We start from the raw sequence: 21,677 nt of genomic DNA, 5'->3' as shown, positions 1-21,677 counted from the left end.
ATATTTCATATCATTTTATACGAAAAACTATTAATTAAACTTTCAATACTTAAATCGAAATAACATTCACCAAATAAGTTTTAATTCAACTGTACTTTCACATTATGTTTCAAACTTGCTACATCAGCTTTGTTTACCACCCGGAATGCGATTTCATGTACAGATTCTGTTAAAGTTACATCTATGCTATTTTTAACTTTTTCCCAACCTCCATCGGATAGCCTTTTCATTTGAAATTCTTTGAAATTGGGAGAGGACAAATCCCTTTCAAAGATGATATTTTTCTTATAAACCAGATTATCCACTTTGATAAGTCGATAATCTTTCTGACCACAGGCATAGCACCAAACTAGTGTCAACAATATTGCAACAAAGCTTTTCATGAGTTCTGTTTTTTATAATCCATTTCAGTCTATTACTTTTACACTTCCCAAATCATACCACCCATCTTTGGTAATGCCTTCATTTGCCAATTTGATCTTTGCTTTTGGAGTGGCCTCATGGGTTGGAAAGATCTCAACTAAGGCTAATTGAATCTGATACAATCCAGATGGGATCTCCTTAGAAACAAATATTTTATTGTTGTAAACTATGTCTCCCGGCAGCCAGTCACGGATATCTGCATCTGTCAAAAAAGTGTAACTATTCCTTTTATTAACCAATCGTATTACCAATGGGTATTTTCTATAGCAAGGAGCTACTCCACTGTTTTCCCACCAAGATTCAAATTTCAAAAATCCGTTATGTTCTACTTCTTTTGGGTAAGAAAACCTTCGTAGTACAAATCGATACCCCATTTTTTTCTGCCATTCATCAATAAGAGGCCTCCATTCTACCGGAATTTCAGAAGATTTATTATTAAAGGAAGAAATGTGCCATTTCAGGGATTGATCAATGATGTACTTTACATCCTTTTCATCATATCCCTGATTGTTTTTCCAGCCTATTATATCTGCGCAGGATTCAAAGGTTACGGCCGCCTTTTTCCATGCATCCTGCATATTGTATTCTATTATCGTTTGCGGATAGTAGTCGTACATATGAGTCCACCCGTTTTGATCATCTGCCCAAAAACCAAGGTCTCCCAAACAATCCTGCCGCCAACCTATTTCTCTCTTTGATTTAATATAGTCCACCGCCTCTTTCCCATGAAGAAGTGCTGTAAGAGGTGTTTGTTTGAATGACTCCAGATAGGCATCTAATAAATTTATTGTAGTTTCATCGGACAAAAGTTCTGTTCCACCTCCCTCTCCTGCCCAGCCTACAATAGACAAATCAACGCTCTCCAAATCTGGATGTCCATCATAGCGAGCTCCAAGGGCTCTTATCATATTTCCAAAATAATGTGAATATTGCGGATCTTCGGGATCAACTACCCACTTCTGATGAGCAAAATCTCTATTCTCCCCTACATGTTTTCTATACCATGTTGGAACATCAGTCCCAGGGTTTCCTTTGTAAGGGGCAATTCTCAGCATAAGTGTTTGATTACGCTTATGCGCTATTTCCAGAAGCTTATCTATGTAATCCCATCTATATTCCCCTTCTATTGGCTCAATGAATTGCCAAAGGATTCTGAAATAAGCAATAGAAGTATTTGGATACCCTTCGTTTGTTAAATCGTTTTTTTTGATTTGATGATCTTCAATGTTCGGATTGATCAATACATCTACATTAGGTAGTAGATTATCCCCATTAAACATTTGAAAGGTTGTAAAGCCTATGCCAGGATTGGTCAATACATCGTCTATCTCCTTTGGACGTACAACTATAGTTCCTTGATCTGTTTGAGCAAACACCCGTACAGAATGGAGGATTAAAGCCAATTGGAATATTTTGAAAACAAGTTTTTTCATAAAATTCAGTTGCTATCAAATAGGATCGAAGAAAATATTTTCACTCAATTTTGTACTCTTGACAAGTGGCCTTAGATATACTTTTTGATCTCCATTTCTCCATCGATCGGCTCTGGATTCCATTAAATCCAAAGCAAACTGACTTTTGTAACAGTGCATGGCTTTAATGGCATTTTCACGATCTTCTTCTGAGTAAGCTACCTGTGTTGTCAGGTAAGGATCCGCTACTCCTCTTAAAACTTTCTTATCTTCTTCATCGATATGAGAAGATGGTGTTGCTACATAATAGAGTGTCTTCGTTTTATCCCAAATTTTGCTCAAAAAAATCTGAGTAATGGATGCACCCACTATCCTGTGATCCATGTGATTGGATCCTCCGTCAGGCCCCCATGTAATGATGACATCAGGTTCTATTTCAGTAACCAGACTATCCAGTTTTAACATGATCTCCTGTATGTAGGGGACATGTCCAAAAAAACCATCTTTGAGCTTCAATTGATCATGATAGCCCATCCATATTGGTTTCTCTATTCCCATATTCATAGCTGCACAATTCACTTCTTCATTTCTCAGCACTGTCAACTCATCTCCTGGCTTTAGATCGGTTTGTCCTGTTCCATATCTGCCATCAGTCACGGTGACCAACTGTACTTTTGCTCCTTCACGAGCATATTTTGCCATTAACGGCCCAATGTAAAGCTCGTCATCGGGGTGGGCAAAAACCGCCATGATCACTTTACCTTTCACTGAGACAGGCGTTTCCACTCGGGCAATTTCTTTTTGCTCTGTCTTTTTATCAGGTTGACATGAAATGAAAATACATCCAATCAATAACAGAAAATAGCTTGAAGAACTGATTACTGTTAATTGATGAGGTTTTTTTGCGTCTATTTTTAGAATTTGTATCATAAGGTTTATTGAAAGATCGTGAAACATTTTTTCAGTTTAAAATGTGTTTTATTCCTTAATTATTTTTTGACTGTAAAGCTTCCCACCCTCATTTACCTGAAGTAAATAGAGACCGTTATACAGATTCAACTGACCTAGTTCTATGACATTTATTTTTTTTAAATTCCAGTTCCCGTCAAACACTACATGCCCCACGGCATCAAAAACATTTATTCTGGCTTCTCCTCCAACTCCATTGAGTGACAGACTTATATTGCCTTTAAAGGGATTTGGCCATACTTTTAATTTGGATTGGCCTCTTCCATCATTTGAGTCACCAGTAATTGGTGATACATTATCAACAATGGACAATTTGGTTTTAACAATTTGTCGCAAGCCATTGTTTGCCATCAGGGTGTCAACATAGACTCCTTCTTCCATCCTAAATTGTCCCTGTAGAAATATTTTCTCTCCAAAATCAATTGTTTTGTAAACTGAAGTTGTTTTGAATATTTCTTCATTTTCTGAAATCAAATAGGTGTGGTTTACTTCCAGATTTTTAAACACCTGATCTTCACCATTTGGCCAGGTGACAATCAAGCTGTCTATTTCAGGTGTAGTACCCAATCCAAAATGGAGTGTGTTGCTAGTATGGGATAAATAACTTGTACCTCCACTCAATTCCCTGATCAGACTCCTACTTTGAAAAACAACTCTTACCAAACTACCATAACCATCTCTATTGCTTGAAGTACCGTTGAGTTTTACTTTTACCCAGTTTTGAGCATTTCCTGGATTTTGATACAGAAGTGTATGAAACTTTGGTGTTGGACTATTTGAAACTACTCCTACCAATATATCAAGCTGACCATCATTATTATAATCGCTGATGGCAACTCCTCTGCCCTTAAAAGCACTTGCGACTCCCTGCAATTTTGAGACTTCATCAAACGTGCTTCCATTGCCTTTGAACAACCGATGTTCCTGCTCTACAGAACCAATTTCAAACACACCATTAGCAACAAGTAAATCCAAATAGGTATCATTATTATAGTCAAAAAAGGCATTTCCCCAACTGGTGCCATCAGAGTTGTCAATACCTTTTTCATGTGCCCGTTCTATAAAAGTATTGTCTCCCTGATTGTCGAATAGAAAATTATCACCAATGTCACTCACATAGTAATCCAAATCACCGTCTTCATCATAATCCCCTACTGCTATGCCCATGCTATTGATTTCAATATCCCATGATGCTGTTTGGGAGATTTCATCAAAAGACAGTTCAGGAAAATTATTGCTGAAAAAGCGATTGGGTTGATAAAGAAATCCAAAATCATTTCCCACCAAAATGTCAACATCATGATCCATATCAACATCAGAAAAAGCTACAGCCAATGCGGTTCCTCCATTTGAATCACCTAGCAGCTCACTTACATTGCTAAATGTCCTGTCACCATTATTTTTCAATAAAAAATCTCCTGGGTTTCCCGAATTATAATTACATATATACAGATCCAGATTTCCATCAAGGTCAACATCTCCCATTGCTGCTGAACTGCCGTAAAAATTTTCACTGATACCTGCTTCCAATGCCCCTTCGGTAAATGATAATCCTTGGTTGTTCCAAAAGAGATAGAACCGTTCCTTGTTGATAGTGGTTACCAATAGGTCGGCAAAACCATCGTTATCAATGTCACCAGATGTAACTCCCATGGTAAATACCTGATCAATAACATCAATTCCCATTTCTTTAGTTACATCCTTGAAAGTGCCATTTCCATTGTTTTTGTACAACTTATCAGGACGGTCTCCACCAATAAGGTAGATGTCTTCAAAACCATCATTTTGAAAATCAAAAAAAGCCGCACCACCACTCAGGTTATTTGGATCCACGGTCAAATGACTGATACCAGCTTCTTTGCTGACTTCTGTAAATTGAGCATTTACCTGCGTACTGATCAAACAATACAAAGTCATTCCCCAATAAATGAAGTAATGGTATTTGTTCATTGAATAAAGGGTTGCTATGAGTAATAACGTGACTATCTCCAAGAAAAAACCACCTGTTTCTAGAGCATTAAGTCAGTACACCAGACTCTCCTAGATACAAAAGATAATTTTAAGGTGACAATATGATTGGGCAAAAAGTCCAACAAATAGATGTATCGCCATACATTGTGAAAAGTGAAAGTTGTCAGTATATAGTCAACAACTTTCACTTAATTAGTTCACTTTTTTAAATGTCAAATCAATCGTATGGAGGAAAAACACCTTGTTTCGGATGATCAAAAGGCACACCTGGTTTAGTATCCCACCAAATTCGACTGGTAAGCAAATCCCCTCCAACAAGTCTGGCTGCTGCTGCTTTTACGTTTACACCATTCAAATTATACTCACTCAAGGGATAAGCTGACCTTCTAGGCATAGCAAAATCTGTATCAAGTGCAGATAAACTTCCGATCCATTGTCTTGGATACCCTGTTCTTCTGTGTTCTGTCCAAGCTTCATAAGAGTCTCCAAAAAGAGCCAGGTATTTCTGTACTATAATTTGCTCCAATTGCTCCTCGGTGGTTCCTGTCAATGTTCCGGCAGCAGAAGCCAGAAAAGTAGAGATATCACCAGCGTCAATACCATATTGCTCCATAGACAATTGAATTCCTTCTCTGAATAAATTATTTGCATTTTCAGAACTTAATCCTGCTAAGGCTGCCTCTGCTCTTAAAAAGCTTATTTCTGCAGCCAACATAGCATTAAAATCATACTCGGCTTGAATAAAAGCGTCATCAAGTTTGGCAGTTGATGGTGCATAATTTTCCTTTTCATCAGGATCCATGTTTATTGCCCTTCCAATATATTCATCATCAATGTTTGGATTCAAATAAACAGGCATCCTCGGATCAGCAGTACTAAGTAAATTTTCCGTTAATGTAATTCCTACAACCGTTGCATTAGAGGCACCTGCATTACCATTGATAAAATTCTGATAAAGAGGATTTGTATTGACAAGACTAGCAGCACCCTCACCCTCAGAAGTCACAGTAGCATTCTGACCGTTGGAGGTTATCAATGGAGCACTTAATACGTCAGAAATATGGGTTTGCGCCAAGGTCTGATCTGTATACCGAACCCTGATAGCTAATCGCAAACGCAAAGAATTGGCAAACCTCTTCCAGGAATCTGCATCACCACCGTAAAGTACATCTGCTGCACCAAAACCGGTCTGGCCTGCATCCGAGCTTAATTGTGCTGCAGATTCTTTCAGTTCATTCAATAAATCCTTGTATATGGCTTCCTGCGTATCGTAAGCAGGAGATGTTACAACTTCTTCAAAACTCTTGGCAGAGTCAAAATAAGGAATATCTCCAAAAGCATCTGTCATTCTATGAAATACCCAGACTTTCCATATCCTTGCCATAGCATTCATATTGACTAAAGCCGGATCTTCATCTGTAAGTCTGATAATCGCCGCAAGATTTACAATGTGGCTCGTATAATTAAAAGGGCCAAAAACACCGAAACTTAGAGGTTGACCAGAATCACCACGTGAAGAATAACCTGAATACTCACCCGCTCTTCCCTGATCCAAAATCTCGAAACTTGACTCTTTCAGTACTTTTGTAAATAACAAACCCGGTTTGATGATGTCATCTGTCACCAACTTGGGATTGGTATTCAACTCATCATATCCATCAGTACATGAATAAGGCACAAATAATACAATAGCTATAATTATCGCTAAGGGAAATTTATAAATAGTTTTCATATCTTTCTTTTTTTAAATTAAAATGTAAGAGACAGATTAAAACCTAAACTTCTTGTTGTAGGCATAGAGAAGGCTTCATAACCTTGCGCTGCTGCAGTAGGTGCAAAAGCACTTTCAGGAGCAATTCCCATCTCTTCAAATTTGGCATCTCTGTAGAGGTACAATAAATTCCTACCAACAACAGAAAATTTAGCTGAGTTAAATGGCGTTTTTGAAAGTATAGACTTACTTAGGCTATAGCCTAATGTCACTTCTCTCAATGACACATAAGTGGCATCCAAAACGAACTCTTCACCAATGTTTCCCCAAGAAAGCTGCGCAAAGCGATTTTGAGACAGAACTGTTTTAGAAGTTGGAGTATATGTCCCATCATTGTTATCAATAACACCTTCCACTACTAAGTTATCCCTATTATTAGTCCAAACGCCTGTGCCCTTGGCATTTTGATCAACTCTACTCCAAGAATAAATCTCTCCACCCATTCTGATATCTAATAAGGCGCTTAAAGAAATACCTTTGAAGGACAAGGTATTGGTAACACCAGCCAACCAATCGGGCTGAACATCTCCCAACACCGACTGATCATCCTCACGTACATAATAGTCTCCACTTTCATGCACTACCAGTTCTCCATCAGGGCTTCTTTTGTACTTGTATCCATAAATAGTTCCATAAGGCAGGCCAGGGATAGCTACAATACTGGCATTACCAGTACTGATGAAGTTATACCTATCAATACCATCTACAAGCGATTCTACTTTAGAGTTGTTCTTAGAGAAATTAACATCAATTCCCCATGTCAAAGAATTAGTTGATTTAATAGGAGTTGCAGAAACAAATAACTCAATTCCCTTATTGGACACTTCACCCGCATTCAGGAATAATGAACCATATCCCGATGCTTCTGAGAGACCTACATTCAGAATTTGGTTGCTCGTTTTCGAACTGTAATAAGTGAAATCGATCGATACTCTATTATTGAATAACCTTACATCTGTACCAACCTCGAAAGAACTTGACAATTCATTTTTAAGATTGACAGGTGGCACACTTCCCTGGATGCTTGCAAACCGTTGGCCTTGAAAAAACTGCGACTGCACATTATAACCTCCCTTAGTCTTGTAAGGATCAGCATCATTACCAGCCTGAGCATAAGACAACCTTAGTTTAGCAAATGTTAACAGTTCAGAATCAACTTTCAGTGCATCAGTAATGGCATAGCTCAAACTGGCTGATGGATATATAAAGGAATAGTTACTCAAGGTACTTGACCAGTCATTTCTAGCAGTTACGTCTAAAAATATATAATTTTTATAGGCCAATTGACCAGTCATATAAACTGACTGAATTTCCTTTTTTATGATATCATAAGACGGGATAACAAGTTTTGCATTCTCAATAGTATAAAGACCCGGTATATCCATGTTTTGCCCCACAGTTGCTACTTTTTCCCAACTTCTGGTGTACCTGTTACTTCCAACTGATAGAGTTCCCTTGAAATCTTCTGACAAGCTGCCACTTGCAGTTACCAACACATCAGTATTGAGTTCATTCACTCTATATTGATTAAAGTCCACCCTTCCGTTTACATAAGATCCTCCCGGAGTTCCCTGATTGTATTGCTGTCTCTGGCTTTCAGTGTAACTATCGCTACCAACCCGAGCCTGAACATTCAACCAATCTGTCAACTTATAATTGGCAGACATAAGGCCAATCAACCTATCCCTACTGTCCTCACTTGGCATTTCATTGATAATCCAATAAGGATTAGTTGGAGATGCTCTCCAGTTACGATGGCTTCCATCAGGATTCTTATACTCCTTCAACCAATCCAAATTAATGTTTTGAGGTATTAAATTGATTGACCCAGCTACGTTTGTTCCAGATGACACACCAGCGATAGGTCTGTTTACCCCTATACTATTTATAAAATTAGCTTTGGCTTCTATATGTAAACGATCCGTTACATCTGCACCAAATCTTGCACTAAATGTACGTCGTTTGAACTCAGAATTTGGAATAATCCCCTTATTGTCCATATTGGAGGCAGACACTCTATAGCTTACTTTATCAGCACCACCACTTACCGAGATTGTATTTGTAAATGTGGATCCGGTATTGTAAAAATTCCTGATATTATCCTGAGGCTGGGCACTATATGGTACCGGGCCAAGATCCCTCAATAAAGGATAGACAACCAACCGATCATCAAATTTTGGCCCCCAGTTGTCTATAGCCCAACTAGGAATTTGATCATAAGTTTGACCATCAATAGTTGTAGATTCAAAACTACGATCATCATCATCATAAGTCGGTCCGTACGTGTTTTGAAATTTTGGAATTACATTGATAGTTTCGAAAGTAGCATTGCTATTGAATGATACACCTATGCCCTTTTTTGATGATTTTTTAGTGGTGATCAAAATAACTCCATTTGCACCTCTGGAGCCATAAAGTGCGGCAGCACTAGGCCCTTTCAAAACAGAAATTGATTCAATATCATCAGGATTGATGTCCTTAATACCATCACCAAAATCTCGTCCTGCAAAAATATTAGTCTGATTTAAGTTGTCATTGCTGATCGGAATTCCATCCACCACATAGAGGGGCTGATTGTCTCCTCCTAATGAACTACTGCCCCTGATCTGCACAAAGGACGACCCTCCAGGCCCTCCTGAAGATGAGTTTACAAATACACCTGCTACTTTTCCTTTGAGTGAATTGGCTACATTTATTTCTCTGGCTTCTACCAACTCATCTCCACTTACTTCCTGAACAGAATAGCCTAATGCCTTCTTTTCTCGCTCTATACCAAAGGCAGTGACCACAATTTCTGATAGTTGCTGAGCGTCAGGAGTCATTTGAATGTTGATTTCAGATCTAGCTCCTACTTGTACTTCCTGAGTAACATATCCAACATAAGAAACTACTATAATGCCATCGTCTGGTGCGGTCATTTTATAGTTACCATCCAAATCTGAGGTAGTACCTGTAGATAGCCCTTTGACCACTACTGTAGCTCCTGGCAATCCCTGGCCGTTTTCATCAGTCACTTTTCCAGAAATATCAACCTCCAGCATCTCTTCGACAGCAAAACTGTGATCCCTTTCGCCCTTTTTAGAAATATTCCTGATAAAGATGTTGTTGTTTACCCTGCGAAATCCTATTTCCGCTTTGTCCGAAATTTCTCTCAAAATTGTTCCCAAAGAACCAGTGTATTGATCCAGTTCAATGTTTTTTTCCAGATTGATTTTTTTGCTGTTTAGTGCAAATTCAAAATCTGTACTTTCAGAAATCTGGTTTAAGATGTCAGCCAGTTTCTTGGTGCGTTTTTCAATACTGATATTGATTTTCTCAATGCTTTGTTTCTGAGCACTCGCTTCCCTTGAGGCAAGCAAAGACGTTCCCACGATACATTGAATGATAAGCCCATATACACAATATTTAGATATCATGAATAGTTGTCTAAGTACACTTAATTTCATACTTTTGTGTGTTTTTATTAGGTTCGACAAAATTTAATTTAAAAACGATCTTTGAGCCGTGAGATGCCCTACATTACACGGCTCATTTTTTTATGTACTGTTATTGTATCCCTTCATACTCATTTAGTTAGTAAATATATCTTTAGATTTTAATATCACCTTCTTGTCCGAAACAAGGTAATCAAGAGAAAAAGAATACGAGATTCCTTCCAATACTGCCTTCAAACTCTCATTTTTAAAACTGGCAGAAAAAACACCATCAATCTTATCTTCTACCGTTATTTCTACTCCATACCATCTTTCCAGTCTTCTGATCACTTCGTTGATGTCTTCGTTATGAAAAATCAATTCCTTGCTTGTCCAGGCAGTAACCTTGTCAACATCAATGTCTGTTTGAACCATACTTTTATCTAACCTGGAATAAATCACGCCTTGCCCTGGCACCAATTCAAAGGGTTTTTCGTCACCTTCACTTTCCAACTTTTTCACTTCTATCCTACCACTGGTCAGGCTTATTTTGACATCATCTTCATCTTCGAAAGCATCAATATTAAAAGTAGTACCCAGCGCAGTGGTCATGGTATTGGCTGTTTTTACCCTAAAGGGCCTTGAAACATCTCTGGCTACCTCAAAATACGCCTCACCCACCAATTCGATCACCCGTTCATTATTAGCAAATTCGATAGGATACCTAACCTTACTATTGGAATTTAAAATTATTCTTGATCCATCTTTCAGGTGCACCGTTGACTTCTGACCGGAAGGGTTTGATTTTTCTATGTACTCAACAAAATAATCAGACTCTTCCGGATTGTTGGTGAAAAGATTCATAGCCAAATAAGACAACCCGATGATAAGTGTAACAGATGCAGCTATTCTCCAGTTTTTCGGAAAAAAATAGTTTCTTCTTACTGATTTTACCTGATTATATGAATCGGCATTGTGCGAAACAAATAAATCTGATTCGTTCTTAATAGCATTTACTCTGGCTAATAGTTTTTCAGAGTCCCACTCACTATTCGTATTGCTCTGCCAATAATTCTCGATCTGCTCTTCAATTTCCTTTTCGCCCTTACCAGACAAATACCACTTAATAAACCTTTCGGCTTCTTCTTTGGTACATTGGTTATTAAAGAATCTCTCTTGTAGGTTTTGTTCGTCCATTTTTTTCAATCAGTTACTATATATAGCCTTAACCGAAATGAAATACTCAGTGAAATTCTAAAAAAAAATAAAAAAAGAATGGAAACGAATTTACAATCGAAAGGAAACAGAATCTAAAAAGGCAAAAAAACAACGAATAGTAGCAGAAATTGTACTATTTGAAAAAATTAAACAAAAGAAAAAGTGGAGTAATAATTTTCGTAGCAGAGATCACCTGATGCCTGGTCAATTGATTTTTCAACTCCTTGCAAGCTCTGTAAAAATGATTTTCTACGGTTCTTTTAGAGATATTTAATTCCGCAGAGATTTCTTCAATAGAAAAATTATCTCTGGTTTTCATCATGAAAATCTGCTTTTGCTGTTTAGGGAGACTATTCAAACACTCATTTGAAAAAGACTCCAGATCAGAAAAAATCACATAATCTTCTGTTTGATTGGAGTAGGGCAGAGAATTATTAAGCGCATAATTTTCATAGGCAAAATGGTATGCTTTCTTCCTCCCTGACTTTATGATGATAGACTTGGCAATGGTAAGAAGGTAGGAGTTGAATGAAAGTTCCTCATTGAGGCTGGCTCTATTTCTCCAAATTTTCAAAAAAACATCCTGAACGACTCCCTCAGCTTCTTCATGATCCAGATGCATCTTCCGGGATACGGAATACAATTTCTTTGAATACTTCTTGAAAAGCTCATCAAAAGCATGCTCATCCCCATTTTTGAGCTTGAGTACACTGGTTCTGTCGTTATTTTTAAATATGATGTTTTTCATATTAACTTCAAACCTAGTTAAAATTAATTTAACATCCATTTAAATAATATGGCTTTAAATCAAAACAGAAGCAATTGATGTTATTTTTACACTATCAATTCACCTAATCGCTTTCCTTTTTTATGGAAGAAATAAAAGTTCTCCTAAGGAAACCAGGTATTATTATTCTCCCAGAATTGGCACAACACCAATCCGACAAAGTCAGATATGTGCAAAAGATTAGAGATTCTGGTCGATTCGTTTGAAAACTGAGATAACACCGACAGCATTGTCATCATAAAAATTTCCGACCTGTATTGTGTCTTCCGTTTGATCAAAGTAGTATTCTTTAAATGCTGAATTGCTCGACAAATACCAACGTAAAGATATTTTGTCATTTACTACCTCATAATCATAAGGCCCAACATTTGGTTTTGGTAAAACATTGCCATTTTTAATTTCAACTCCTCTTCCAAGGGTCATTACAGGTTTATCTCCAAGCAACTCAAAAGTGAGTGTATCAGTACGGTTAATCACCTCTACCCAATCACCTTCTAATGTAATGCCTTCAGACACATTATCCTCCGAACAATTAACAAAAAGAACTAGCAAAGAAATCCAAATCACATATTTCATGGCGTTGCATTTTATATTTCACTACTTTATTGAAAAGAACAATTCTATTCAAATATAATTAATTGCCATTTATTTTTCAATGAACTGATAGCCAATACAAAAAGGAATTTGCATGTGGTTAGGAAAGATGCTTATGCGACCCATCGCAGTTAGGTTGTTTTTTGGACAGTCCACAAACGCAATCATTTATCCCTTTTCCATTAAGAATTCGTTGTGTGTACTTTTCAATTCTTGAGACTCGGGTTTCGGGTTGTTTGGCTGCCGAAAAATAAAGATTGTATGCCCTTTGTCTGCCTGGTGTCAATGCTTCAAACGCAGTTTTAAAGACTGGATTTTCTTCCAATTTATCTAATAACTCTTTTGGAAATATAAGGTTAGTACTCTCTTTAAAATCGACTTTTAAGCCCGCCTTTTCCACCTCTATAGCCTCATAGATATAAGCTTTCAAGATAGACTCCATCTCAACTATTTGCCTGACATTGGTAAACTTGATCATTCTAACCGTCTGAGAATTTTCTCCCGGTGCGACTAAAATACCATCAACATCATTTAACAAAACACCTTTAAAAAAACCAAGCGTACAGTATTCCTTAAATGCACCAATTAGTACTATGTTACTGGCTTTGTACATGTAGCAAGGCACACGCCACTTCAATTCTTCGGTCAGCATACAGTCAAGAAGGATTGTTCTCAATGCCTCCATTTCTTCTTGCCACTTTTTTGCCTTACTTAAATATTCGTCAACTTTGGGGTTCATATTTTTTTATTGATTTACTGAAACAATCTTTCTATCCGCAGGTCGAAAGTACCAGGATACTACAATCAGAATTAGTAGTAATGTAGGTCCAAAAAGTTCCGTAAGTTGATCATCCATTGCCAAATGGGAAATAATAGCTCCCGACATGTTAAAGAAAAAGCCAGCATAGGCCCATTCTTTTAGCAAAGGGAATTTTGGTAAAAGTACGGCCACAACTCCTAAAATTTTCCAGACACCTATTATTGTTAGGAAATAGATAGGATATCCCAAATGTGTCATCATCTCTACTTCCTCTTCCAATTTTATTAGCTGTACTATTCCAGTTGATGTCATCCCCAGGGCGAGCCAAAGGGTTGAAATCCAATAGATAATTTTATTTCTCTTTGTCATAGGTATTATTTTAAGTTAGTCACTAATTTTTCTAATCGGTTGTGAGCCATATTTATGCCTTGAGCAAAAGGCAATTGTAGCATTTGGTCTCTGTCTGCCACAGATTTATAAATTATGTGCATATTGAGTTTGCTGGTGTTGTCCGTAAGTTTTTCAAATTCCAAAAACTCAAGTTGGACAGGAAAAGGTGCATTCTCCATTTCAAATGTTCTGATGATTTTCTGATTTGGCATAAACTCATGGATTGTTCCATTGAATCCATGTTTGTTTCCTTTAGGATCAGTTGTCTCAAATTGCCAACTGCCATGTCTTTTGTTTTCAAGCTTCAGTACTTTGGTTCCCATCCACTGTTCAACAATTTCAGGCTCTACGTATGCTTTGAAAAGCAATTCCAATGGCAAATCAAACTCTCGTGTAATCACTATTTCCTGTTTGCCATCTTCGGCATGGATTTTAGTCTTAGCCTCCATATATTTCTATTTATCTGATTGATAGTTTTTCATAATGGACTCCAGCTTATTGAACCTGTTATCCCACAATTCCCGAAACGGTTCAATAAAGTCTGCTATCTCCTTGATCCTTTGAGGATTTAAATGGTAATATATCTCTCTGCCATTTTGCTCCTGTTCCAGCAATTCGCACTCAGTTAGAATTTGTAAGTGTTTTGAAACTGTAGGCCTGGCAGTGTCAAAGTTTGAAGCTATAGCACCTGCAGTTAGAGATTGTGAAGCCAATAATAAAAGTATAGTTCTTCTTGTAGGATCTGCAATCGCCTGAAATACATCTCGTCTTAGATTCATTATGTAGTTATTTGACTACAAATATAAATGTAGTCAAATAACTACGCAATTTTATTTTGTTTTTTTTGACAATGAATCAACTATTGTAGTTTGTTGGACACAAGGCCAACAAAGGCGAAAACTTATCAAGCCGTTATAATTTTGAAGCGGGTTACAGCCCTCGAATTCACTACTATTTCGCCTATTTTGTATATACATTATTAGGGCATGTAATTCCTTGCCTATCATTCCTTTGTTGTCCATGATATACAATTTAATGTTCCTCCAAATTTTAAAGTTTCATTCATATCAATTTGAACAATATTTCCTTTATAATCAGAATAGAAGTTTTCAATCTGCTCGAATGCTTGTCCATCCTCATCAATTCCAAATTTCGGAAGAAGTATAAAATCTTTTGTTTGTAAGAAATTCAGATAAGCCCAATTACGTTTATCATTCTTTTTTACAGTGTAATCAATGTATTCTATTTTGAATCCAGCCTGTTTTAATGGTTTTAGCATAGCTGAATAATCTTTAAAGTAATATTGGGTTAAAACAGTTTCATTGTCAATGAACCGAACCATTCCATCTGAATGTCCATATTCTTCTGATTTATCCCAAGGAATCAAAACTATCTTATCCACTTCAAATGTTTCCTGAAGTTTTTTAATCAATTTGGTTTTTGTATAAAGAATTCGGTTTTCTTTAACAATCTTGTCAGCCAGTATTATGCAGTCATTTGATTTCACAAAATTACCACCATCCAATATTAAGTCAGATTTCTTGGTTTGAAGTTTTATAGTGTCACAAACAATATCTGGATATGTTTTTAAATCACGATAGCCTTTTGTGGAACCTTGTAAATAATCTGGGTCAAAACGGTATTCTATGTATTTGTTGTCGTTGATTTGAATTGGCATGTAATCTCTTGCCCAAATATCTTTTGTATCAGGCAGGAACTTAAACTTTGCCCCAAAATTTTCAAGAGTTGAAATTATTTGGTTAGAAGTCTCTAAAAATCGGGAATCCGTTTTTATTAACTCAGAAAAATAGACAGTATTTGTGTCTTTATCTGCTATCATGTTAGAACTTCAATTTCAGGATATGTAAAATAATTGTATTTTAAATCCAGATAAAACTTGTCTGAGTCTTCCTTTTTCAAATTAAGTCCTTGCCTATGCTTCTTGAAAATTTTCAATTCATTATTTTGACATGTTTTTAAGTAAACAAATCCAGAAGAATCAAAGATATTTTTATCTGACTTGTAAAGTTCAACAATTGAAAAAGTACCGTCAATATCACTGATAATCTGATTTGTCAAATTACCTATCCCAGTAATAATTTCACTGGTTTTAATATTTTCGATTGACCGAATAAGTATTCCACCATAAACTGTTTCTTCGTTACCAAAAGTTATGTCAATACCTTTTTGTTTCAATCTCACATATTTTTCAGGGTCTTTGAAACGATGAAAATATAACTTTTGATTCGTTAACTGTCTTTCGTTTTTATGACAATAGAAATCCTTATGAATAACTGAATAATAGTAAAACTCTATTTCTCTAATTCGATATGAATTTTCCTTTGTTGTAAGTTCAAAATGGTTCAACAATACTTTTGCAATTCTATCAAAATCGGATTGATAGCCTTCTCTTGTATCATGTTTGTTAATTGTTAAAGTATCGTTCATTTCGTCATCTGTCTTATGTGTCCTAACGTTTGATGCGCATTATCCACTTTCCAAATATACTTATGATTTTCAAATTTTTCAGTGGGGTTTTCACTTCAATCATGTTCGATTTACTCAAATGGGTATTGATTTCTGACGTCTTGCTGCTCGTATGTCCCAGCAACTCTTGAATGTATCGTGAGTTTAAAACCTTGCTCCAAAAAATGATTGCAAAGCGTGTACATCCCACATGTTTTCTACTGCCTTTGCAGGTCTTGTGACCTGCAAACATCGAATACATCGGTTCAGCCTTTCTTTCCTGTTATTAACTTTAGTGCGCAAGCCTCTATTGTGGTTTGTTGGACACAAGTCCAACAAAGGCGAAAGCATCTCACAGTGACCTTTTTCAAACCAGCTTTACCTTTTATAAAAAATATAGTCTGTAATGACAGGCTCTATTCTTTTTTGTCTCAGGTCTGAGATAATCTGCCCTTTGTGGTGGGTGAAGTGATTGGCTATGTGGAATAAAATCTGCTGAATGGTGTTTTTAAATTGCTTTCCCTTAGAGTTTTGGTACGCTATGTTTTTATGCAACTGACATTGCTCCAAGATTCTCAAAGTATCCTCATAGTTAGTGTCGTCAAGTGCTTTGCACTTTTCGAGGGAATGGGTATGATGAACTCCTACGGTAGGTTGCGTGCTAAGGATTCTCGCATTCCAGATCAGATGGGCATTAATGGTGTGTGAAAACAGCGGCACTGTTCTTTTACTAATTTTAGCCGAGTGTTGAATCAACAAGTCAGCCAGTTTTTGATTGAAATGATGATGGTACTCGAATATGTCCTGAAAAAACTCTTTCATAAGCCTTCCAATTTAGTGTTAACAACAAGTACAAGTGGCATTTCCGATGGCTGGTATCCTAAAAAAACAGGAATTTACTTCTACTAAAATAACTCTTTTACAGGGTACTATCAAATGCAATTCATACGCATATTAAAAAAAATTATACCCCTAGGCTCATGACTAGTTAATAAAAATTATGAATTGCTGTTTGATTACGGCTAGGCTCAAATTGAGACACTTCACTTTGTTCAGTGTGACAAGGCTAAAGAGCAATAAATAACCTTCCTTCAGTTGTTGAACAGACATTAAGCTCTAAAGGCTTCCTTGATATTGTGAATGCCTAACAGATATTGTTGACCGGTTGGCTGATCCCCTCTTTGGAGCAGGGCTGTTGCATTCTAAAATTGTATTTATTTTAGCAGAAAAAAGGGAATTGTGAAAAAAAGTATAGTTGATTTTTTATCGAAGGTGCCTGATACCAGGAGACAAGCAGGTAAAAGGCATGACCAAGAATTGATATTGTTGATTGTATTGATGGCAATAATGAGTGGTTACTATGGTTACCGTGCTATTGGAGATTTTATAGACAGGAACCGTACTGACCTTTTGGCCAATTTAAAGCCATTAAAAGACAGGTTGCCTACTTTTTTCACTGTACGGCGTGTATTGATAGGATTAGACTATGATGAATTTGCCAAGCAATTTTATCATTGGTCAAAATCATATATTGAGATAGAACCGTGGGAGTGGTTAAGTGTGGACGGGAAGGCGATTGGAGGTACGGCCAAGGGGAAAAACAGTTATCAGGATTTCGTTAATATGGTGAGCATTTTTGTTTCCCGCCAAAAAATGGTTTTGACCAATGGCAAAATTATTAACTCGAAAGAAAGCGAGATCCCCATGGTTCGACAATTGATAAAGGCCTTGGACTTAACAGGGGTAGTTTTCACTTTGGATGCCTTACATTGTCAAAAAAAACAGTAGAGGTTATTGTAGAGAGTAAAAATCATTATGTGATTGGGGTAAAGAAAAACCAACTCAAGCTCTATGAACACATTGAAGGGCTTACTAGACAAAAGCCTGTTGGTTGGTTTAGTGAAATGGAATTGAACAAGGGAAGGTTTGAGAGAAGGGAAGTTAAGGTCTTCAACCTGTCGGAGGATATTTCAGAGGTTTGGAACGGGGCAAAACAAGCTGTATGGGTTGAGCGAAATGTCAAGAAGAAAGGAAAGGCCAGTGTAGAAAACGCCTATTTTATAAGCAGTTTTGAAGGCTTTGCCGAGTTGTATTGTTACGGCATTCGATCTCATTGGAGTATTGAAAATAGTTTACATTGGGTAAAAGACGTGACATTAAAAGAGGATGCATCTAAAATACGATCAGGTAACGCACCAGCCAATATATCAACAATAAGGAATTGGGCCTTGAACATCTTTAGAAAAAACAAAATGGAGGAAATAGCAAAAAATATTAGGTTGGTCTCCAACGACATAGAAAAGTTGTGCCAATTAGTAATATAGAATGCAACAGCCCTGCTCTTTGGAGGGATATTTGATCCTGCAAACATCTTAATTTATCATATTTAGACCCGTCGGTTTAATAATCAAACAGGCCTGTGTTGCCCTTTTCCAAAACAGGTTTCAGCTTGTCCACAATATCCGGAAATTTCGCAGAGACATTAATGGTTTCATTTGGGTCATTTTTGTGATCGTACAGTTCGTAAACGATTCCTGATTCTCCATAATATTTAGTAAGACGATAACGGTCATTGCGCATAGTGATGCTGTTTTTAAAATAGCTGTATGCTACATCTTCTTTTTGCGCTTTAGGATTGTTCAGTAACGCCACTAGGCTTTGTCCATCCAAGCCCTCCACATCGTCAATACCACAGAGTTCGGTCAATGTAGGATAAATATCAACGGTCTCTACCACCGCATTAGTAGGCTTCCCCTTTTTCGCTTGGTCTGGTATCCGCATGATCAAAGTACTATTGAGTGACCGCTCAAACACCGTATGCTTACCCCATACCGTGTGGTCACCCAAGTGCCAGCCATGATCTCCCCATACTACTACAATCGTATTTTCACTCAACCCTGTTCTATCCAATTCGTCCAGCAATTTCCCAATTTGAGCATCTACATAGCTGATACAGGCATAGTAACCATGTCGTATTTTTCTTGCATAATCGTCACTGAGTGGTTTTCCAAGTGCAGCTTTTTCTTCTCCCAGTGCATACCCGTTAAACTCTCCACTACCATGGAGACTGTTTTTTTCAGAATTTTCCACCAAAAAAGGGTTGGGTGAAAGCGGGATTTTATCTCTGTCATACAAATCCCAATATTTTTGCGGAGCAGTAAAAGGAAGATGCGGTTTAAAAAAACCAACTGCCAGCAAAAAAGGTTCTTCTTTGTCTTTCAACTCATTGAGCTTCTTAATGGCCAATTGGGCATTGAGTCCATCGGGATACCCTGTATCCTCTACATCAGCTGACTCATAGGGTTTTACCTGTTTTTTTTCTGTAGTACGATTTTTAAATCCTGCATAACCAAAGAATGTATTCCAGGCAGTGCCCCAGCCTCCAACATCACAGAGCGATTCATCCCAACTGAAAGGGAATTCCAATTGATCGCTTTTTTCTTCGTCATAACCATAGACATAACCGTCCGGATGGTGGCTAATCTTTCCTATACCAACAGTATTGTATCCGTTTCTTTTGAAGTGGTGCACAAAAGATTCCGGTATTTCTCCTTCAACTTTACCTGTACTTAACTGTGCTGAAATAGAATTAGACAGGTATTTCTTCTCAATAGGCCGCTTGCCAGTAAGAAGACAATGTCTGGATGCGCCACAGGTTGGCACTTGCACAAAATGATTGTTGAACAACCTCCCCTGATCACTCAATTTATCGAGGTTAGGCGATTTTACTATAGGGTTGCCATAACTTCCCAATTCCGTGCGCAGGTCATCTACACAGATAAGCAGGATGTTTGGTTTTTTTTGTCCAAAAGCAAAAGAGGTAAAAGCAAAACAAAAAGCAATGAGTAAATAGTTGATCCGTAGTATCATAATGAATTTGAAAACAGTCTTGTTACAAGAAAATCAAATTTCTCTATTTAAAACAATAATGCCTTCTAAAATCTTATTTAATTTTCTCCAGTGTCAACTTAGAACTTTATCCAACACTGCGTAGGCATTTGAAATTAGCATGCTCTGACACCTGACTTTTTCATTTCGACGAAGGAGATATCTTTATTATTGTCCTGCAATAAACAAACAAGATTTCTACCTGTCGGAAGACATGGCCTCCTTCGTCGGAATGACAAGGAGATAGTTTACTTAGCCAAACGACCATGACAACTGTTGCTGTAAGGAAGTTTTGTTTTTAAATGCGTTTGTTCTGCACTAAAAATAAATAGTGCTTAAGTATTGAAACTGGTTTCCACAATCATATTGGTACTGATACAAACCATCATTGCCAATCATAAACAACACATCGTCGAGCGGAATAACGTCCAAGGCATGTATTCCTTCATGGTGAGCCATCAAATTCTCACCAATCCGGGATACATCGCTGGCATTAAATACTTTCAGCCCATAGTCTCCTTCGGCAATAAACAAGCAAGTGCCATTGATGCCTAAGCCATGTGGATTTTGCATCGGGTAAGTTTTCACTAAAAATGGATTGTGTACATCTTTAATATTGATGACATCCAACTGGTTTGTAAAATTATCACACTCGTTACCAGACCTCAAGGTAACATAAGCATAATCACCCTGAACCACTACAGGATCACAGGTATTGATGTGTGAGTAAGTAGAAATGTACTCCGGTAAATTTGGATTACTATTATCATAAATATGCATGCCATTGCGTGCCCCTAAGAACAATTTGTCCTGATATGGAAATATGGTCTCTATGCCCCAGCCTAACTCCACTGTGTTGCCTTCAGTCGGATTTTTAAGATCTGTAATATCAAAAAGTTTCATTCTCCAGTCATTGATGGTGTATAAATAATCATCTGTGATTGTAAACCGAGCCAATGAACCTCCAATGCCAGTAGTGGCTCCTCCAGAATTATCCTGAGAGTATGCAATTAAACCATTTTCCGCACGCCCAAACCAAATCACATCATCAAATATTACATCCTGACCACAGTCTAATTGCACTTCTTCTTCTCTCAATTGATAGTCAATCAATACACCCAAATCTTCATAGTAATGGTAGTAGGCATCAAATACATCCTGCACCCGGCCCGACTCTACAATTTTATTTTTATTGGAAATATCCAGAACTACCAAGTCCATGTAGTTATCAGCATACATATAATCACCACGAGCGGCCAGGTCTTTATTGCCGGGCAAATTGACAAACCCGACCGCTACAGGGTGAGACAAATTCCTGTTGTCTATAACATGAATCCCTTTATCTACTTCATTGATAAACACATAACCATCTTTGTAGTAGATTTTTCCGGGATTTTCTATTTCTCTTGCCTGCTCATAAGCAGCCGTGACCCTCACTTCTTCCATAGGTGCAAAAACCGGCTCTGAATATTGAACCAACTGCATCGGACAATCATCTTCCTTACATCCTGACCCCAACAATGCGAGAAACAACAGGATCAAAAAAGTAAGGACAGATAACTTTGCGATATCCTTCTTATCATTTTTAGCTTTCATTGACGATTGTGATTCCATG

The 21,677-nt window shown here is 37.3% G+C and carries 18 protein-coding genes and 1 pseudogene; 1 reads left to right on the top strand and 18 read right to left on the bottom strand.

The features are described 5' to 3' along the window. Nucleotides 1-80 precede the first annotated feature (80 nt). The 16 genes from AAOP42_RS09080 to AAOP42_RS09005 form a co-directional block, all read right to left on the bottom strand. Complete coding sequence (locus AAOP42_RS09080) at nt 81-383, bottom strand: hypothetical protein (RefSeq protein ID WP_349528179.1); 303 nt, start codon at nt 381-383, stop codon at nt 81-83. Nucleotides 384-407: 24 nt separating this feature from the next. Further along, on the bottom strand, nt 408-1,856 hold the full coding sequence (locus AAOP42_RS09075; protein ID WP_349528178.1) for a DUF4832 domain-containing protein: 1,449 nt from the start codon (nt 1,854-1,856) through the stop codon (nt 408-410). A gap of 15 nt (nt 1,857-1,871) precedes the next feature. Continuing rightward, nucleotides 1,872-2,765: a PIG-L deacetylase family protein gene (locus tag AAOP42_RS09070; protein WP_349528177.1), complete on the bottom strand. Its 894-nt coding sequence runs from the start codon at nt 2,763-2,765 to the stop codon at nt 1,872-1,874. A 48-nt stretch (nt 2,766-2,813) separates the two neighbouring features. Beyond that, entirely contained in the window at nt 2,814-4,754 is a 1,941-nt protein-coding gene (locus AAOP42_RS09065) for a CRTAC1 family protein (RefSeq protein WP_349528176.1), read from the bottom strand. Between the two features lie 238 nt (nt 4,755-4,992). Next, the gene (locus tag AAOP42_RS09060; protein WP_349528175.1) at nt 4,993-6,507 is read right to left on the bottom strand and encodes a SusD/RagB family nutrient-binding outer membrane lipoprotein; all 1,515 of its coding nucleotides are present in this window, start codon (nt 6,505-6,507) and stop codon (nt 4,993-4,995) included. Nucleotides 6,508-6,524: 17 nt separating this feature from the next. Next, nucleotides 6,525-9,992 (bottom strand): SusC/RagA family TonB-linked outer membrane protein, encoded by a 3,468-nt coding sequence (locus tag AAOP42_RS09055; RefSeq protein WP_349528174.1) that lies wholly within the window; start codon nt 9,990-9,992, stop codon nt 6,525-6,527. A gap of 123 nt (nt 9,993-10,115) precedes the next feature. After that, nucleotides 10,116-11,156, bottom strand: a complete 1,041-nt coding sequence (locus tag AAOP42_RS09050) for a FecR family protein (RefSeq protein WP_349528173.1) — start codon at nt 11,154-11,156, stop codon at nt 10,116-10,118. Between the two features lie 154 nt (nt 11,157-11,310). Continuing rightward, nucleotides 11,311-11,925 carry an RNA polymerase sigma factor gene (locus AAOP42_RS09045; RefSeq protein ID WP_349528172.1) on the bottom strand — a complete coding sequence of 205 codons (615 nt, stop codon included), beginning with the start codon at nt 11,923-11,925 and terminating at the stop codon, nt 11,311-11,313. Between the two features lie 219 nt (nt 11,926-12,144). Further along, on the bottom strand, nt 12,145-12,540 hold the full coding sequence (locus AAOP42_RS09040; protein ID WP_349528171.1) for a hypothetical protein: 396 nt from the start codon (nt 12,538-12,540) through the stop codon (nt 12,145-12,147). Between the two features lie 118 nt (nt 12,541-12,658). Further along, the gene (locus AAOP42_RS09035) at nt 12,659-13,297 is read right to left on the bottom strand and encodes a DUF1801 domain-containing protein (protein WP_349528170.1); all 639 of its coding nucleotides are present in this window, start codon (nt 13,295-13,297) and stop codon (nt 12,659-12,661) included. 6 nt (nt 13,298-13,303) lie between these two features. Then, nucleotides 13,304-13,687, bottom strand: a complete 384-nt coding sequence (locus tag AAOP42_RS09030; RefSeq protein WP_349528169.1) for a DoxX family protein — start codon at nt 13,685-13,687, stop codon at nt 13,304-13,306. A gap of 5 nt (nt 13,688-13,692) precedes the next feature. Next, nucleotides 13,693-14,157 (bottom strand): SRPBCC domain-containing protein, encoded by a 465-nt coding sequence (locus AAOP42_RS09025; RefSeq protein ID WP_349528168.1) that lies wholly within the window; start codon nt 14,155-14,157, stop codon nt 13,693-13,695. A 6-nt stretch (nt 14,158-14,163) separates the two neighbouring features. Next, nucleotides 14,164-14,487, bottom strand: coding sequence for an ArsR/SmtB family transcription factor (locus tag AAOP42_RS09020; protein WP_349528167.1), 324 nt, complete (start codon nt 14,485-14,487; stop codon nt 14,164-14,166). A 224-nt stretch (nt 14,488-14,711) separates the two neighbouring features. After that, nucleotides 14,712-15,548 (bottom strand): agmatine deiminase family protein, encoded by an 837-nt coding sequence (locus tag AAOP42_RS09015; RefSeq protein WP_349528166.1) that lies wholly within the window; start codon nt 15,546-15,548, stop codon nt 14,712-14,714. Continuing rightward, complete coding sequence (locus AAOP42_RS09010; RefSeq protein ID WP_349528165.1) at nt 15,545-16,156, bottom strand: hypothetical protein; 612 nt, start codon at nt 16,154-16,156, stop codon at nt 15,545-15,547. Before AAOP42_RS09010 ends, AAOP42_RS09015 begins: the two co-directional genes overlap by 4 nt. Before the next feature lie 396 nt (nt 16,157-16,552). Beyond that, nucleotides 16,553-16,996: a DinB family protein gene (locus AAOP42_RS09005; RefSeq protein WP_349528164.1), complete on the bottom strand. Its 444-nt coding sequence runs from the start codon at nt 16,994-16,996 to the stop codon at nt 16,553-16,555. Between the two features lie 417 nt (nt 16,997-17,413). Between AAOP42_RS09005 and AAOP42_RS23770 the strand changes: the two are divergent. Beyond that, a pseudogene (locus tag AAOP42_RS23770) lies at nt 17,414-18,498 on the top strand (ISAs1 family transposase). A 76-nt stretch (nt 18,499-18,574) separates the two neighbouring features. On the opposite strand, the gene AAOP42_RS08990 reads toward AAOP42_RS23770, so the two are convergent. Together AAOP42_RS08990 and AAOP42_RS08985 are read right to left on the bottom strand one after the other, a co-directional pair. Beyond that, nucleotides 18,575-20,044: a sulfatase gene (locus AAOP42_RS08990; RefSeq protein WP_349528161.1), complete on the bottom strand. Its 1,470-nt coding sequence runs from the start codon at nt 20,042-20,044 to the stop codon at nt 18,575-18,577. A 336-nt stretch (nt 20,045-20,380) separates the two neighbouring features. Next, the gene (locus tag AAOP42_RS08985; RefSeq protein ID WP_349528160.1) at nt 20,381-21,676 is read right to left on the bottom strand and encodes an LVIVD repeat-containing protein; all 1,296 of its coding nucleotides are present in this window, start codon (nt 21,674-21,676) and stop codon (nt 20,381-20,383) included. Nucleotide 21,677: the final 1 nt, after the last annotated feature.

The sequence above is a fragment of the Reichenbachiella sp. MALMAid0571 genome, from assembly GCF_040151475.1.
Taxonomy (GTDB): Bacteria; Bacteroidota; Bacteroidia; order Cytophagales; family Cyclobacteriaceae; genus CAXBNB01.
Note: the sequence above shows the minus strand (reverse complement) of the source record. Positions and strands in the feature narration are given on the sequence as shown.

What these genes read in the sequence shown, in the direction of transcription:
- AAOP42_RS09080 (WP_349528179.1), bottom strand. Translation starts at nt 383, where the DNA reads ATGAAAAGCTTTGTTGCAATATTGTTGACACTAGTTTGGTGCTATGCC.
- AAOP42_RS09075 (WP_349528178.1), bottom strand. Translation starts at nt 1,856, where the DNA reads ATGAAAAAACTTGTTTTCAAAATATTCCAATTGGCTTTAATCCTCCAT.
- AAOP42_RS09070 (WP_349528177.1), bottom strand. Translation starts at nt 2,765, where the DNA reads ATGATACAAATTCTAAAAATAGACGCAAAAAAACCTCATCAATTAACA.
- AAOP42_RS09065 (WP_349528176.1), bottom strand. Translation starts at nt 4,754, where the DNA reads ATGAACAAATACCATTACTTCATTTATTGGGGAATGACTTTGTATTGT.
- AAOP42_RS09060 (WP_349528175.1), bottom strand. Translation starts at nt 6,507, where the DNA reads ATGAAAACTATTTATAAATTTCCCTTAGCGATAATTATAGCTATTGTA.
- AAOP42_RS09055 (WP_349528174.1), bottom strand. Translation starts at nt 9,992, where the DNA reads ATGAAATTAAGTGTACTTAGACAACTATTCATGATATCTAAATATTGT.
- AAOP42_RS09050 (WP_349528173.1), bottom strand. Translation starts at nt 11,156, where the DNA reads ATGGACGAACAAAACCTACAAGAGAGATTCTTTAATAACCAATGTACC.
- AAOP42_RS09045 (WP_349528172.1), bottom strand. Translation starts at nt 11,925, where the DNA reads ATGAAAAACATCATATTTAAAAATAACGACAGAACCAGTGTACTCAAG.
- AAOP42_RS09040 (WP_349528171.1), bottom strand. Translation starts at nt 12,540, where the DNA reads ATGAAATATGTGATTTGGATTTCTTTGCTAGTTCTTTTTGTTAATTGT.
- AAOP42_RS09035 (WP_349528170.1), bottom strand. Translation starts at nt 13,297, where the DNA reads ATGAACCCCAAAGTTGACGAATATTTAAGTAAGGCAAAAAAGTGGCAA.
- AAOP42_RS09030 (WP_349528169.1), bottom strand. Translation starts at nt 13,687, where the DNA reads ATGACAAAGAGAAATAAAATTATCTATTGGATTTCAACCCTTTGGCTC.
- AAOP42_RS09025 (WP_349528168.1), bottom strand. Translation starts at nt 14,157, where the DNA reads ATGGAGGCTAAGACTAAAATCCATGCCGAAGATGGCAAACAGGAAATA.
- AAOP42_RS09020 (WP_349528167.1), bottom strand. Translation starts at nt 14,487, where the DNA reads ATGAATCTAAGACGAGATGTATTTCAGGCGATTGCAGATCCTACAAGA.
- AAOP42_RS09015 (WP_349528166.1), bottom strand. Translation starts at nt 15,548, where the DNA reads ATGATAGCAGATAAAGACACAAATACTGTCTATTTTTCTGAGTTAATA.
- AAOP42_RS09010 (WP_349528165.1), bottom strand. Translation starts at nt 16,156, where the DNA reads ATGAACGATACTTTAACAATTAACAAACATGATACAAGAGAAGGCTAT.
- AAOP42_RS09005 (WP_349528164.1), bottom strand. Translation starts at nt 16,996, where the DNA reads ATGAAAGAGTTTTTTCAGGACATATTCGAGTACCATCATCATTTCAAT.
- AAOP42_RS08990 (WP_349528161.1), bottom strand. Translation starts at nt 20,044, where the DNA reads ATGATACTACGGATCAACTATTTACTCATTGCTTTTTGTTTTGCTTTT.
- AAOP42_RS08985 (WP_349528160.1), bottom strand. Translation starts at nt 21,676, where the DNA reads ATGGAATCACAATCGTCAATGAAAGCTAAAAATGATAAGAAGGATATC.